Here is a 16,448-nt window from a genome sequence, read left to right as displayed (position 1 = left end):
TCTCCCTGATTCCTGATGGTGCTTATCCGTCGCCAATTATTTGACGACATTTATAGGTAAAGTTGTTTCACATCTTTAACACAAGAGCTAAGAACATTTTGAAGCGTAGCTAAGAAATTTTTTTCATAACGCTTATGCCAAAAAAAACTTATGCGCTCTGCAAAATCCAGCACATTGTTCAACTCGAAAACCCTTGTTTTACGAGCTCTAGGGCGCTCATCGAGGGCTTGAGGAAAGTTCCAATCCACTTATCGACAAAGAGCGGAGAAGTGCTGGAGGGGAGGGACGCGAGCGATCTGGTGGTGACGGTTTTTTGTCACTCGAGTGATTCAAGATCGTTACGCATCGCTCACAGGCAACGTTGTTGCGCACAGGGATCCGATGCCATTGATTGCAGAGGGGTTTTCCCGAAATCGTAAACAGCGCCGTGAGCGACTGGCTGGGCGAGATCGGTGCCGGGGCCACGGCTTACTCAAGTAAACCGGCACCCGGAACACGATCCGCCAGACAACCCGCTCGAGCCATGAGCACGTTCTTCGCACAATCAAGGTGCCGACAGCGGTTGGCAGCGGAGGAAGTGCACATGGCAACGCTCATCGGAATCGTCAGTAAGGTCATCGGTCAGGTGTTCGCAGTTGCGAGCGACGGCACCCGGCGTGCTTTAGTCGAAGGGGACAGGCTGTTCGCTGGCGACCAACTGACCACTGGCGCTGAAGGCGCGGTGGCGGTGCATCTGCAAAATGGCCAGGAACTGACCCTCGGGCGCGACAGCAGCATGCAGATGACACCGCAGTTGCTCGCCAATCAGATTCCCCATGTGGACTCGCCTGAAGCCCTGACGCCGAGCGAAGCGCAACTGACCGATGTCGAACAGCTGCAAAAAGCCATTGCGGCGGGCGACGACCCGACCCAAACCGCTGAAGCCACCGCTGCCGGGCCTGCCACGACTGCCGGTGTACCGGGTGGCATCGCGGGCAGCGGCCATAGTTTTGTCCTGCTCGAAGAAGTGGGCGGGCGTGTCGATCCGATCATCGGCTTCCCCACAGCCGGGTTCAATGGCATTCCCGAACTTCCCGAAGAACGCCTGAACGCTAATCCGGACAACGCTGTAGCGGCCGATGCCCCTGTGGTTCCGCCGGTGGTTGTGCAGGTACCGAACAATCCGGTCACCTTCGAAGGCCTGTCGGCGCAGAACGGCGAGCGGACCGTCAATGAAGCCAACCTGGCCGACGGTTCGGCGCGGAACGAAGGCTCGTTGACGCGAAGCGGCACCTTCACCATCAACGCGCCAGACGGGCTGACCAGTCTCAGCATCGGCGCAATCAACTTGATCAGCGGCGGCGTGGCGGCAGGTTTCCCGCAGACGATCACCTCCCCGCTGGGCAGCACGCTGACCGTCACCAGTTACAACCCGGCCACGGGCGTGGTCAGTTACAGCTACACCCTCAACCGTGCCGAATCCCAAGCGAGCGGCGAGGGTACCAACAGTCTTGTCGAACACGTCACCGTGGTGGCCATTGACAGCAATGGCGACAGCACTACCGGTACGCTGGATATCAGCATCATCGACGACGTACCGAAAGCAGTCGATGACAACAATGGCATCGCCTCGGAAACCCTGCTGACCCTCAACGGCAATGTGCTGACCAACGATGTGCAAGGCGCGGACCGGGTGCCGCTCGGTGAAAACAGCGGCCCGATCACCCCCGGCACCTTCACCGGCACCTACGGCACCCTGGTGCTGAATGCCAACGGCACCTACACCTACACCCTCAACACCAGCGATGCGGATTTCAAGGCATTGCACGGTGGCGGCGACGGCACCGAAACCTTCACCTACACCCTCACCGATTCGGACGGCGACAGCAGCACCGCGAACCTGGTGCTGCAGATCCACAACAACGATGACCCGATCACGATTGGCGGTTTGAATACTGGGGGCGGCGAGTTGACCGTCTTCGAGAAAAACCTCAGCGACGGCAGCGCACCGGATGCCACCGCGCTGACCCAGAACGGCACCTTCACCGTCGCCGCCCTCGACGGCGTCACGACCCTGACCGTGGGCGGCATTGCCGTGGTCACTGCTGGCGTGGCGGCGGGTTTTCCGCAATCGATCACCACCCCGTTGGGCAGCACGCTGACCATCACCGGGTTCAACGCGGCGACCGGCGTGGTGAGCTACAGCTACACCCTGAACGATAACGAAGCCCACCCCAATGCCAGCGGCGCCAACACCCTGCCTGAACAGTTCGCCGTGACCGTGGTCGACGACAACGGCACCACCGCGACCGGTTCACTGGACGTCAACATCGTCGACGACCTGCCCAACGCCGTGGGCGACAGCAACGCCAGTACCGCTTCGGAAACCCTGCTGACGCTGAACGGCAACGTGCTGAGCAACGACGTGCAAGGTGCCGATCGGGTGCCGCTCGGTGAAAACAGCGGCCCGATCACCCCCGGCACCTTCACCGGCACCTACGGCACTTTGGTGTTGAATGCCAACGGCACCTACACCTACACCCTCAACACCAGCGATGCCGATTTCAAGGCATTGCATGGCGGCGGTGACGGCACCGAAACCTTCACCTACACCCTCACCGATTCCGACGGCGATAGCAGCACCGCGAACCTGGTACTGCAAATCCACAACAACGATGACCCGATCACGATTGGCGGTTTGAATACTGGGGGCGGCGAGTTGACCGTCTTCGAGAAAAACCTCAGCGACGGCAGCGCGCCGGACTCCACCGCGCTGACCCAGAACGGCACCTTCACTGTGGCCGCGCTGGACGGCGTCACGACCCTGACCGTCGGCGGCATCGCCGTGGTCACTGCTGGCGTGGCGGCGGGCTTCCCGCAATCGATCACCACCCCGTTGGGCAGCACGCTGACCATCACCGGGTTCAACGCGGCGACCGGTGTGGTGAGCTACAGCTACACCCTGAACGATAACGAAGCCCACCCGACCGCCAACGGCACCAACACCCTGCCTGAACAGTTCGCCGTGACCGTGGTCGACGACAACGGCACCACTGCCACGGGCAGCCTCGACGTGAACATCGTCGACGACCTGCCCAACGCCGTGGACGACAGCAACGCCAGTACCGCTTCGGAAACCCTGCTGACGTTGAACGGCAACGTACTGACCAACGATGTGCAAGGCGCCGACCGCGTAACTGTTGGTGAAAACGCCGGCCCGGTCACCCCCGGCACCTTCACCGGCACCTATGGCACCCTGGTGCTCAATGCCAACGGCACGTACACCTACACGCTGAGCACCAGCGATGCCGACTTCAAAGCCCTGCACGGCGGTGGCGACGGTACCGAAACCTTCACCTACACCCTCACCGATTCGGACGGCGACAGCAGCACCGCGAACCTGGTGCTGCAGATCCACAACAACGATGATCCCGTCACCATCGATGGCCTGAGCGTCACCGGTGGCGAGTTGACTGTCTTCGAGAAAAACCTCAGTGACGGCAGCAACCCAGATGCACCAGCCCTGACCCAGAACGGCACCTTCACCGTCGCCGCCCTCGACGGCGTAACGACCCTGACCGTCGGCGGCATCGCCGTGGTCACCGCTGGTGTGGCGGCGGGCTTCCCGCAATCGATCAGCACCCCATTGGGCAGCACTCTGACCATCACCGGGTTCAACGCGGCGACCGGCGTGGTGAGTTACAGCTACACCCTCAACGATAACGAAGCCCACCCCAATGCCAGCGGCGCCAACACCCTGCCTGAACAGTTCGCCGTGAACGTGGTCGACGACAACGGCACCACTGCCACGGGCAGCCTCGACGTGAACATCGTCGACGACCTGCCAAAAGGCGTGTACGACAGCAATGCTTCAACGGCCTCGGAAACCCTGCTGACGTTGAACGGCAACGTACTGACCAACGACGTGCAAGGCGCCGACCGCGTGACGCTCGGCGAAAACGCCGGCCCGATCACCCCCGGCACCTTTACCGGCACCTACGGCACTTTGGTGTTGAATGCCAACGGCACCTACACCTACACGCTGAACACCAGCGATGCGGACTTCAAGGCGTTGCACGGCGGTGGCAATGGCACCGAAACCTTCACCTACACCCTCACCGATTCTGACGGCGACAGCAGCACCGCGAACCTGGTGTTGCAGATCCACAACAACGATGATCCCGTCACCATCGATGGCCTGAGCGTCACCGGTGGTGAGCTCACCGTCTTCGAGAAAAACCTCAGCGACGGCAGCGCACCGGATACACCAGCCCTGACCCAGAACGGCACCTTCACCGTCGCCGCCCTCGACGGCGTAACGACCCTGACCGTCGGCGGCATCGCCGTGGTCACTGCTGGCGTGGCGTCGGGCTTCCCGCAATCGATCAGCACCCCATTGGGCAGCACCCTGACCATCACCGGGTTCAACGCGGTGACCGGCGTGGTGAGTTACAGCTACACCCTGAACGACAACGAAGCCCACCCGACCGCCAACGGCACCAACACCCTGCCTGAACAGTTCGCCGTGAACGTGGTCGACGACAACGGCACCACTGCCACGGGCAGCCTCGACGTCAACATCGTCGACGATCTGCCAAAGGGCGTGTACGACAGCAATGCTTCAACGGCCTCGGAAACCCTACTGACGTTGAACGGCAACGTACTGACCAACGATGTGCAAGGCGCCGACCGCGTAACTGTTGGTGAAAACGCCGGCCCGATCACCCCCGGCACCTTCACCGGCACCTACGGCACCCTGGTGTTGAATGCCAACGGCACTTACACCTACACCCTCAACACCAGCGATGACGATTTCAAGGCGCTGCACGGCGGTGGCAATGGCACCGAAACCTTCACCTACACCCTCACCGATTCCGACGGCGACAGCAGCACCGCCAATCTGGTGCTGGAGATCCACAACAACGACGCCCCAGTGGTCCTCAACGGCCTTGACGTGTATGGCGGTGAGCTGACGGTCTACGAGAAAAATCTCAGCGATGGCACCAGCCCGGATACACCGGAGCTGACCCAGAGCGGTACCTTCACCGTGACCGCCCTCGATGGCCTGCAAACCCTGACCGTGGGCGGCATCACGGTGGTCAGCGGTGGCGTGGCCGTCGACTTCCCGCAAACCACCGTCACGCCACTGGGCAGCACCCTGACCATCACCGGTTTCAGCCAGGGCGTGATCAGCTACAGCTACACCCTCAACAACAACGAAGCCCATCCGACTGCCGATGGCGCCAACAGCCTGGCCGAGAACATCAACGTCGTAGCCACCGACAGCGATGGCGACAGTGCGACCGCGCAGATCAACGTCAACATCATCGATGACTTGCCAAGCGCCAATCTCGACGCGGATTCGGTGCAGGAGGGCGGCACGGTCAGCGGCAATGTGCTGGACAACGACATCGGCGGGGCTGATGGTCCGGCTGTCACTGGGGCGGTGGTCGGTGTGCGTGCCGGTAGCGACACATCAACCTCGGCCATCGGCGGGCTCGGTGACCACATTGCCGGCACCTACGGTTACCTGACCCTCGATGCCAACGGCAACGCCGTTTATCACAGCACGCCTAACGCAGTAAGCGGCCCCGGCGCGGTGGATGTGTTCACCTACACGGTGCGCGACTCCGATGGTGACGAAAGCACCACCACCATCACCATCGACGTCTACAACAGTTGCCTGAAAGCTGTTAGCGACAACGATGTCACGGTTTTGGAAAAAGCCCTCGATCTGAGCCAGGACGGCCAGGACCTGGTGGCCGGTACGGTCACCGGCAGCGATCCGACCAACACTGGTGAAACCGCTTCCGGCACGCTGGTGGGCTCGGTCACCCATGCCGTCGGCGCGATCACCTACGCTCTGGTCGGCAGCGATGTCGGGGCATACGGGCAGATTCAGCTCAACGCCAACGGCACCTACACCTACACCCTGACGACGCCACCGAGCACCACGCCGCACGCCAATGACGGCCCGAACGTGATGCACGAAACCTTCAACTACCAGGCCACCGATTCGCTGGGCAACATCGTCACCAGTACCATCGTGGTGAACATTGTCGATGACGTGCCTAAAGCGATGAACGACAGCAACGTCGGCACCGCTTCGGAGACAGCTTTAAGCCTCAGCGGCGATGTGTTCGGCAACGACGTGATCGGCGCGGATAAAGTCGCCACCGGCCCGGATGCCGGCCCGGTCACCCCAGGCACCTTCACCGGTACCTATGGCACCCTGGTACTCAATGCCAACGGCACCTACACCTACACGCTGGATCCCGATAATGCGGACTTCAAAAACCTGCATGGCGGTGGCAGCGATACCGAAACCTTCACCTACACCCTCACGGACGCCGACGGTGACATCAGCACCGCCAAACTGGTGCTGAACGTCTACAACAACGACGATAAGGTCACCCTCAACGGCCTCGACGTGTATGGCGGTGAGTTGACGGTCTACGAGAAAAATCTCAGCGACGGCACCAGCCCCGACACGCCGGCCCTGACCCAGAGCGGCACCTTCACCGTGTCCGCCCTCGATGGCCTGCAGACCCTGACCGTTGGCGGCATCACGGTGGTCAGCGGTGGTGTTGCAGTCGGTTTCCCGCAAACCGCCGTCACGCCACTGGGCAGCACCCTGACCATCACCGGTTTCAGCCAGGGCGTGATCAGCTACAGCTACACCCTGAACGATAACGAAGCCCATCCCACGGCCAACGGCACCAACAACCTCATCGAGAACATCAACGTCGTAGCCACCGACACCGATGGCGACAGCGATACCGGGCAGATCAACGTCAAGATCGTCGACGACCTGCCAAGCGCCAAACCAGACTCGTCGTCGGTAGTGGAGGGCGGCACGGTCAACATCAGTGTGCTGGGCAACGACGTCAGCGGCGCCGATGGTCCGGCGACAGTGGTCGGCGTGCGTGCCGGCGGCAACACCTTGACCTCGGCCATTGGTGGGCTGGGCAACCAGATCAACGGTACCTATGGCTACCTGACCCTCGATGCCAACGGCAACGCGGTGTATCACAGCAACCAGAATTCCGTCGGCGATCCGGGCGCCACTGACACGTTCACCTACACCGTGCGTGATTCCGATGGCGATGAAAGCACCACCACCATCACCATCGACGTCGCCAACAGCATCATCAAGGCCAACCCCGATAGCGACGTGACGGTCTACGAAAAAGCCCTCGACCTGAGCAAGGACGGGCAGGACCTGGCCGCCGGTACCGTCACCGGCAGCGACCCGGACAACACGGGCGAAACCGCGTCCGGGACCTTGGTCGGTTCGGTCTCGGGTGCCAGCGGCGCGCTCAGCTACACCCTGGTCGGCAGCGCCTCCGGCACCTACGGACAGATCCTGATCAACCCCGACGGCAGCTACACCTACACCCTGACCTCGGCACCGAAAACCTCGCCGAACGCCAACGACGGGCCGAACAGCCTGAGCGAAAGCTTCACCTACAAAGCCACCGATGCACTGGGCAACAGCAGCACCAGCACCATCGTGATCAACATTGTCGATGACGTGCCCAAGGCGGTGGCAACGGATCGCTCGGTGGCGGCGGTGGAGATCGATTCCAACCTGCTGATCGTGCTCGACGTCTCCGGCAGCATGGTCGACGCTTCCGGTGTGTCGGGGCTGTCGCGGCTGGATCTGGCCAAGCAGGCCATCAGTGCGTTGCTGGATAAATACGACGACCTGGGCGATGTGAAAGTGCAGCTCGTCACCTTCAGCAGCAGCGCCACCGACAGGACTTCGGTGTGGGTCGATGTCGCGACCGCGAAGACACTGCTGGCCGGCCTCACCGCGAACGGTGGCACCAACTACGACGCGGCTGTGGCGACCATGCAGACTGCGTTCAACACCTCGGGCAAACTGACCGGTGCGCAAAACGTCGGCTACTTCTTCTCCGACGGCAAGCCCACCACCGGTCAGGAAATCGGCACCACCGACGAAACCGCGCTGAAAGCCTTCCTCGATGCCAACAACATCAAGAACTATGCGATCGGCCTGGGCAGCGGCGTGAGCAACGCCAACCTCGATCCGCTGGCCTACGACGGCATCAGCCACACCAACACCAATGCGGTGGTGGTCACCGACCTCAACCAACTCAACTCGGTGCTGTCTGGCACCGTGGTCGGCGCACCGGTCACCGGTTCGTTGCTGGGTGAGGGCGGCTCGTTCGGCGCTGATGGCGGTTTCATCAAATCCATCGTGGTCGACGGCACCACCTACACTTACGATCCAAAAGCCCTCAGCGGCCAGGGTTCGTTGACGCCAAGCGGCGGCACCAACCACGGCACCTTCGACACCGTGAACAACACGGTGAGCATCGCCACCAACAACGGCGGCACATTGGTGATCAACCTCGACACTGGCGATTACAACTACACCTCGCAGAAAACCACTGCGGTGGTGATCACCGAGAACATCGGCTTCACCGTCAGCGACAACGATGGCGACCTCGCCAGCTCGATGCTGACCGTGAAAGTGATCCCCAACGCGCCTCCGGTGGCGGCGGACGACCACGTCATCACTAACGATCTGTCGAGCAACATCGTGGTGCCGGGCGAGCTGTTGCTGGCCAACGACACCGACCCCAACGGGGATACGCTCAACGCGACGCCGACCACCTTCAACACCGGCTGGGCAGCGAAAGGCGCGGACTTCACCGGTAGCGGCACGATCGGCTTCGCCGGCACCGACAACATCGCTGCCAACCAGAGTCTGGCCAACGTGCGCAATTCCTTTGCGGCCAACGCGGCGACCATGACGGCGCTGTTGGTGGTCAGTGGCTATCTCGACGGGGTGACCAACTCCAATGCCAACGATGAAGACCTCATCACGGTCAAACTAAAACAGGGTGAGACGCTCAACCTCGACCACAACCTGGGTGCCGGGCACATCACGATGGAGTATTCGCTCAATGGTGGGGCGTTCCTAAGCATCGCCGATGGTGGCACCATCACTGCAGGCGCGGATGGCACCTACCAGATCCACGTGACCAACATCGCCAACACCAGTGGTGGCAATAAGAATGGGGCAGAAAACTACGACCTGACCATGACCGTCAATTACGCCGGAGCACACGAAGTCACCACGGACTACCACGGCACCTACACCGTCAACGACAACCACGGCGGCAGCGACTCGGCCAACCTGACCATCAGCTATCAGGACGGTCACACCCTCACCGGCACCAGCGGGGATGACATACTGGTGGCGGGCACGGGCAACAACATCATCAATGCCGGCGACGGCAACGATGTGCTCACTGCCGGTTCCGGCAACAACGAGCTGCATGGCGGTGCCGGCAATGATCTGCTCTTCAGCGGCCCGGGCACCGACATCCTCGATGGCGGTACGGGCATCGACACGGCAAGCTATGCCCACGCCACCGCCGGGGTGACGGTCGACCTCAGCCTGCTGGGTGGGCAAAACACTTTCGGTGCCGGCACTGACACCCTGACCGGTATCGAAAACCTCATCGGCTCGAACTTCAACGACACTCTGACCGGAGACGCCACCAACAACGTGATCAATGGCGGCCTTGGCAACGACATCCTCAGGGGCGGGGACGGCGATGACTTGCTGATCGGTGGCCTGGGCAACAACACCCTGACTGGCGGGACGGGGGCGGATACCTTCCAGTGGCTCAAGGGCAACAGTGGCCATGACGTGATCACCGACTTCACGCCCGGAACCGACAAGCTTGACCTGTCGCAACTGCTGCAAGGGGAAAACGGCACCACGGCTTCGCTGGATGACTATCTGCACTTCACCGTCACCGGCAGCGGGCCGTCGACAGTGACCAGCATCGACGTCAGCGCCATGGCCGGCGCCGCGCCGAACCAGACCATCGACCTGGCCGGCGTCGACCTGGCCAGCCACTACGGTGTAACGCCAGGGGCGGGAGGGGTGATCGCAGGCGGGCATGACACGGCGACCATCATCAACGGCATGCTCAACGATCATTCGTTGAAGGTGGACACCGTGTGACCTGAAACCCGCTAAAAAAACCCGCCACCCTGGGAAGGGAGCGGGTTTTATTGCCCGGGACAAAGGTCGATGTCCGGTCAATGGTTACAGTACCTCGATGTACCCATCATCACATCGGCTCTGGCGCCCCGATCAACCGCCCCATGGCCCCGAATACACACAACTCCCTGATCGCTTCCAGTTCCCCGCGTGTCTCGACCATCTCGGCAATCAGCGGCAAATCAATGCTGTGGGTCGCGCGAAAGATCGCGTCGATGAACATTCGCTTGTCAGGCTGCTCGTCGATGTTGCGAATGTAGGCTCCATCGATTTTCAGGTACGCCAGGCCCAATTGGGTCAGGTTGCCGATCTGGCTGAAGCGCCCGCCAAAGTGTTGCAGGCCGATTCGATAACCGGTCTTGAGCAATGTGCTGCAAAGGTTCTGTAGCACTTCGGGGGATGGCAACTGGCGCTCGTCGATTTCCAGGGTCAACAGCGGCGCCAGTTCGGGAAGGGAGTCGAGCAGGTCGAGGATTGTTCGCCATTGCACTGGGTCGCGCAGGGTGCTCCCGGACAGACTTAACGCCAGGGGCCTGCGGTTGACCACCAGGTCGTCCAGCGTGGCTTCGAGCATTGCCAGGTCGAACCGTCCGGACCAGCCGAGACGCTCGATCCACGGCAGGAAATGCCCGGCGGCAATCGCCTCGCCCTGCGGGTCGAGCAGGCGTGCGAGCACTTTGTGATGCAGCACCTGGCGGGTGTCGGCGCATTGCACGACGGGCTGGAAGTACAGCTGCATTTTGCCTTCGGTCAAGGCATCGTCGATCCAGGTGCGCCAGTCGTGCTGGGAATGATTCGGTGCCGTGTCACGATGGCTCAAATGAACCCAAGGGCGTTCGGGATGCTGCCGGGACTCCGTCAGCGCCTGATCAAGGCGCAGGAGAACGGTGCTGATCGGCTCACCGGGGCGGTAGGCGACAACGCCCAGATGGGCGACCGGCATGCAATCGCTGGCACCGGTCAGGCGCAGGTTCTCCAGGCTGACGCTGATATCGGCGGCCAGGCGCGCGGCACTTTCAGCGTCCAGGCCCGGTGTCAGCAGGCTGAATTCGCCGCCACGATTACGCGCCGCCAGCCAGGTTCGACGCTCCGGCAATTGAGTCAGGCGCTTGAGCAATTCGCCGACGGCAGTGATCAGCGTGTCGGTCCGTTGGCCACCCAGGCGCTGGTTGAGGCCATTGAGGTCGTTGATTCGCAACATCAGCAAATGACCATCGCGGCTCTGTTCGCAAACGCGTAAATGGTCGGCCAGTTGCTCGTCGAGCAGGCGCCGGTTGGCCAGGCCGGTGAGGCTGTCCAGATAGGATTCGGCCCGCAGTTTTTCGCTGCGCGCAGCCTCCTCGACGAACAGTGCCTTGAGCTTCTCGACCATCTGGTTCATCGCCAGCACCACCCGTTTCAGTTCAGGTGTGCGCGGCAGTTTCGGCAGGCTGAGAAACTCGCGTTTGCTGATGGCCTCGGCCTGCCGGACCATGCTGTCGAGGGGGCGAAATTGCCGGCGCAGCATCCATCCTCCAATGACGGCGCTGAACAGCCCGCACAACAGCAACCAGATCAGGCTACCGAGGGTGCTGTCCCAGAGCTTGGCCAGGGCGAATTGCGGATTGCTCAGCACTTCGACCCGTGCCAGTTGTTCCCAGCCGCGCATGATCAGGGCATCGCCACCCTCCGGGCGCAGGTCGACCAGGTTGACGAACCAGTCAGGCACACCGTCGATTTTCGTCGGTGTAGTGCGCTCCACCAGGGTTTGCTGATCCTTGAGCCTGATGACGCGGATGCTGCTGAAATAGCCGCTGTCGAAAATCGAACTGACCATCAGCTCCATCATTGCCGGGTCATCGACCTGTGCCGTCAGCGACAGCCCCAGCGCGGTGGCCGCGTCCTGGGCGTGGGCGCGCAGTTGGCTGAGTGTTTGTTCGCGGGAGCTTTCCAGACTGGCAAAAAAACTGCCGCTGAACGCCACCAGCAGGAACAGGCAGATGGCTAGGAACAACTGTTTACGCAGTGTCATGCATCGCTCCTTGCAAAGGCGGTTAGCCGTCGCCGACGTCGAACCCTTCGGCCTGCATCTTTTTCAACACCTCCTGCCAGCGCGACAGCTTTTTCGAGTCGCTGCTGCGCTGGCCGCCGTTCTTGCCCGGCAGGTACAGGCCTTCGGCGTTGAAGGCGTACACCGGTAGCAAGTCTTTGCGTTGGGAGGCGGGGCGGATATCGCCGATCAGGTTGTCCAGCACCAGTGGGTCGCTCGTGGGGGTGCTGTAGAACGTCAGCACCATGTGGGCCTGGTTCTGGCTCAGGGCCTTTACGTAGGTGATGCGCAGTTTTTCGCTGGGAATACCGAGTCGGCGCAGGCTGAAATACTTCGCCAGCGCGTAGTCCTCGCAATCGGCGGCGCCCTTGATCAGGGCTTCAACGGGCGTGGCCCAGTAATCGGTCTGTTGCCAGATGCGCGTGTCGTCCTGGAAGTTCAGCTGCTGATCGAAGAAACGGTTCACCGCGTTGAGCTGATCGCTTTCGGGCGCGCCGCGTGCACTTTGCAGCATTTGACTCCACGCCTCGATCCGGCCACGCGCCGGTCCGAGCGGGCCGTAGCGTTTTTCAACGGTTAGCAGAATCTGCGCAAAATCCCAATCGGCCCGGACCCCGTTGAATAGAGTCAGTAGCAAACCAGCCAGCAGTAACCAGCCGCCGAGCCGAAGTCGGAGCGTTGGCCATCCTGGACTACGCAGACTGCGGGCCATGTCTGGCTGCTCGAGTGTAGATGGGTGAAGTTTAGGTGGAGTTTTTGCAGGGGTAGGGCAGGTCGTCGGACGGAACTCGCCACAAATGGCCAATGTAGACTTCAGGATTTGCGCAGGGTTTTCTGCTTGAGGATGTAGATCGTCACGAGTACCGCACTGGTCAGCATGAAGCACCGTGCCCAAACCAGCGGCACCAGGTAGCAGGAGAGCAGGATGCTCGCCCACATCAGGCCAATGGCGTAGACCTTGCCCCTGAGTGGAATGCCGTTGCCATCGAGGTAGTCTCGAATCCACGGGCCAAGCCGTGGATGCTCGACCAGCCATTGATAAAAGCGCGGCGAACTGCGGGCGAAGCAGGCGGCCGCCAGTAGCAGGAAGGGCGTGGTGGGCAATACCGGCAGGAAAATCCCGATCACCCCCAGCGCCACGCTCAGCCAGCCGATGGCCAGCAGCACGTAGCGCAACATCAGGGGGCGGTTGCCTATGGGGTTGTCCATAGGCAGAACCTTAGTGGTGGCGAGGCTTGAGAATCGCCGGTTTTTCGTCTGGCGCGTTGCACAGCAGGTACAGCGCGGTCAGGGCTTCCGGGATTTGAACGATCATGTCGTCCATCAGGTTGGCATCCTTGGCGATGTCTTCGAACTCCGGCTGCTCGTCGAACAGGCCCGAACCGACCATGATCGGCAACAGCATTTCGCTGACTTCTTCTTCGGCGCTTTCGAACCAGGCCGCTTCGCGCAGGAATACGCCTTCCATGAAGCCGATGCACCAGCCGCGCAGGTCGGAGTCATCCGGGTCATCGCCCAGGTCCAGGTCGCATGGCAGTTCGAACTCTTCATCGGAGGCCAGCTGGCGAGCGATGTGGGCCTTGAGGCCGAGCAGGGTGGCTTCGATCTCTTCGCGCTGGGCTTCACTGCTGTAGTGCGGCTCCTCGGCGAAGAGGGCATCGATCCACTCACGATCAGGAACGACTTCGGAACAGATCGACAGCGCGGTGAGGTAGCCGTGGGCGGCCACGTAGTCCAGCGCCTCGTCATGCAGTTCATCAGCGTCGAGGAAGACTTGCAGGCGGGTTAGTTGCTCAGCGAAGGACATTAAAGGACTACCTTGGGGAATGTTCGATGCGGGAATTCTAGGCCTTCTTGAGCGCTTGGGCCAGCCGCACGGCATATTTGCACCGTATTCCCTGTAGGAGCGAGCCTGCTCGCGATAGCGGTGGTTCAGGCGAAATCAATGTTGACTGTAATGGCCTCTTCGCGAGCAGGCTCGCTCCCACAGTTTGGCATTGCATGGGCGGAGTCTTATCAGCGGTGCCCTTTGCCGGACGGGGCTCGGGTATACTCGCGCGTTTTGTGATGCCCTGCTGGCGTTACGGCTGAAATGTAAAGCGTCATGCAATGCGCACTTACGATTTATCGGTGCAGCGTCGCGGGTTCTGAACCAGCCTTGCAGGGATGTTTCGGTGATTTTTGGAGTTTCTATGCTCGAACAGGCTCAACGCGTCCTCAAGGACATCTTCGGCTACGACAGTTTCCGTGGCCGCCAGGGTGCAATCATTGAGCGCGTGGCCAATGGTGGCGATGCCCTGGTCCTGATGCCTACCGGTGGCGGCAAGTCCCTGTGCTTCCAGGTCCCGGCGCTGTTGCGCGAAGGCCTGGCCGTTGTGGTCTCACCGCTGATCGCGCTGATGGACGATCAGGTCGCCACCCTCGAAGAGCTGGGTGTGGCAGCCGCCGCGTTGAACTCCACCCTCAGCGCCGAGCAACAGCGCGACCTCGCCGTCCGCATCCGCCGCGGTGAAGTGAAGATGCTCTATCTGGCGCCGGAACGCTTGGTCCAGCCACGCATGCTGTCCTTCCTGCAGGGGCTGGACATCGCCCTGTTCGCCATCGACGAAGCACACTGCGTATCGCAATGGGGCCACGATTTCCGCCCGGAATACCTGCAACTGGGCCAGTTGGCGGAAATGTTCCCCGACGTGCCACGCATCGCCCTGACCGCCACGGCCGACAAGCGCACCCGGGAAGAAATCGTCACCCGTCTGCACTTGCAAGACGCCGAGCGCTTCCTGTCGAGCTTCGACCGGCCGAACATCTTTTATCGCATCGTGCCCAAGGAACAGCCGCGCAAGCAGTTGCTGGCGTTCCTCGCCGAGCGCCGTAGCGATGCGGGCATCGTGTATTGCCTGTCGCGCAAGAAAGTCGAGGAAGTCGCCGCGTTCCTCAGCGAGCAAGGCTTCCCGGCGCTGCCGTACCACGCCGGCCTGCCCAATGATTTGCGGGCCTACCATCAGAAACGCTTCCTCAATGAGGAAGGCCTGATCATGGTCGCCACCGTGGCGTTCGGCATGGGCATCGACAAGCCCAACGTGCGTTTCGTCGCGCATCTCGACTTGCCGAAATCCCTTGAGGCCTATTACCAGGAAACCGGTCGCGGCGGCCGTGACGGCCTGCCGGCGGATGCCTGGATGGCCTACGGCCTGCAAGACGTGGTGATGCTCAAGCAGATGCTGCAGAACTCCGAAGGTGACGAGCGCCACAAGCGTCTGGAGCAGCACAAGCTCGACGCCATGCTCTCGCTCTGTGAAGAAACCCGCTGCCGTCGGCAAACGCTGCTGGCCTACTTCGACGAAGATATGCCCGAGCCCTGCGGTCATTGCGACAACTGCGTCGACGGCGTGCAGACCTGGGATGCCACTGAACCGGCGCGTCAGGCACTGTCGGCGATCTACCGCACCGGTCAGCGCTACGGCGTCGGGCACCTGGTGGATGTATTGTTGGGCAAGGACAACGAAAAAGTCCGCAGCTTCGGCCATCAACACCTGTCGGTGTATGGTGTTGGCAAGACGATGGCGGAGGGCGAATGGCGCTCGTTGTTCCGTCAACTGGTGGCCCGTGGTCTGGCGGACATCGACCTTGAAGGCTACGGCGGCCTGCGCCTGAGCGACAGTTGCCGGCCGCTGCTCAAGGGCGAAGTGACCCTGGAGTTGCGCCGCGATCTCAAGGCGCAAACCGTGGCGAAAAGCAGCAAGAGCCAGGCGAGCCAGCTGGTCCGTGGCGAGGAGCGCGAACAATGGGAAGCCTTGCGCGCCCTGCGTCGCAAGCTCGCCGAAGAACATGGCGTGCCGCCGTACGTCATCTTCCCCGATTCGACCTTGCTGGAGATGCTGCGCAGCCAGCCGACCTCGCTGGCGGAAATGGCCACGGTCAGCGGTGTCGGCGCGCGCAAGCTGGAGCGCTACGGCGAGGCTTTCCTCGAAGTGCTCGGCGGCCAGGTCGAGGCGCCGAAACCGGTGGCCGACGTGCGTCACGAGCTGATCACTCTGGCACGGGCCGGGATGACGCCGGTGCAGATCGCCGGTCAGTTGCAGTGCTCTGAAAAGAACGTCTACACCATGCTGGCCGAAGCGATTGGCAAGCAGCAGTTGTCGTTGGAACAGGCGCTGGATCTACCCGAAGACCTGATGGGTGAAGTCCAGGACGCCTTCCTCGACGGCGAAGGCGAGTTGCCGCCGGCTTCCGAGATCGCCGCACTGTTTGAAGGCAGGGTGCCGGAAGGGGTGTTGTACTGCGTTCGGGCGGCGTTGCAGTCGGAATTCGAGATTTGAGACATCTGTAGTGCTGATGTAACGATTCACTACAGATCAAGCCTTGCCTCAAGTCGAGGCTCATGCTTAGCTG

The 16,448-nt window shown here is 61.6% G+C and carries 6 protein-coding genes; 2 read left to right on the top strand and 4 right to left on the bottom strand.

Translation table 11 applies throughout. From position 1 onward, the window contains the following. Positions 1-583 precede the first annotated feature (583 nt). A complete protein-coding gene (locus KGA96_RS18510; protein ID WP_317850350.1) occupies positions 584-9,988 on the top strand; it encodes a retention module-containing protein in 9,405 nt (3,134 codons plus the stop codon). A gap of 109 nt (positions 9,989-10,097) precedes the next feature. On the opposite strand, the gene lapD is transcribed toward KGA96_RS18510, so the two are convergent. The 4 genes from lapD to KGA96_RS18490 all read right to left on the bottom strand — a co-directional run bounded on the left by lapD (position 10,098) and on the right by KGA96_RS18490 (position 13,863). Continuing rightward, positions 10,098-12,038 (bottom strand): cyclic di-GMP receptor LapD, encoded by a 1,941-nt coding sequence (lapD, locus tag KGA96_RS18505; protein ID WP_223514183.1) that lies wholly within the window; start codon positions 12,036-12,038, stop codon positions 10,098-10,100. A 22-nt stretch (positions 12,039-12,060) separates the two neighbouring features. Further along, entirely contained in the window at positions 12,061-12,768 is a 708-nt protein-coding gene (lapG, locus tag KGA96_RS18500; RefSeq protein ID WP_046037757.1) for a cysteine protease LapG, read from the bottom strand. A gap of 101 nt (positions 12,769-12,869) precedes the next feature. Next, complete coding sequence (locus KGA96_RS18495; RefSeq protein WP_046037756.1) at positions 12,870-13,265, bottom strand: YbaN family protein; 396 nt, start codon at positions 13,263-13,265, stop codon at positions 12,870-12,872. 10 nt (positions 13,266-13,275) lie between these two features. Then, a complete protein-coding gene (locus tag KGA96_RS18490; RefSeq protein ID WP_046037755.1) occupies positions 13,276-13,863 on the bottom strand; it encodes a YecA family protein in 588 nt (195 codons plus the stop codon). A gap of 385 nt (positions 13,864-14,248) precedes the next feature. On the opposite strand from KGA96_RS18490, the gene recQ reads away from it, so the two are divergent. Further along, entirely contained in the window at positions 14,249-16,375 is a 2,127-nt protein-coding gene (recQ, locus tag KGA96_RS18485) for a DNA helicase RecQ (RefSeq protein ID WP_046037754.1), read from the top strand. Positions 16,376-16,448 lie beyond the last annotated feature (73 nt).

The sequence above is a fragment of the Pseudomonas sp. GL-R-26 genome (assembly GCF_019947365.1).
Lineage (GTDB): Bacteria > Pseudomonadota > Gammaproteobacteria > Pseudomonadales > Pseudomonadaceae > Aquipseudomonas.
The sequence above is the reverse complement of the archived record's forward strand: the minus strand, read 5'-3'. Positions and strand labels throughout refer to the sequence as shown.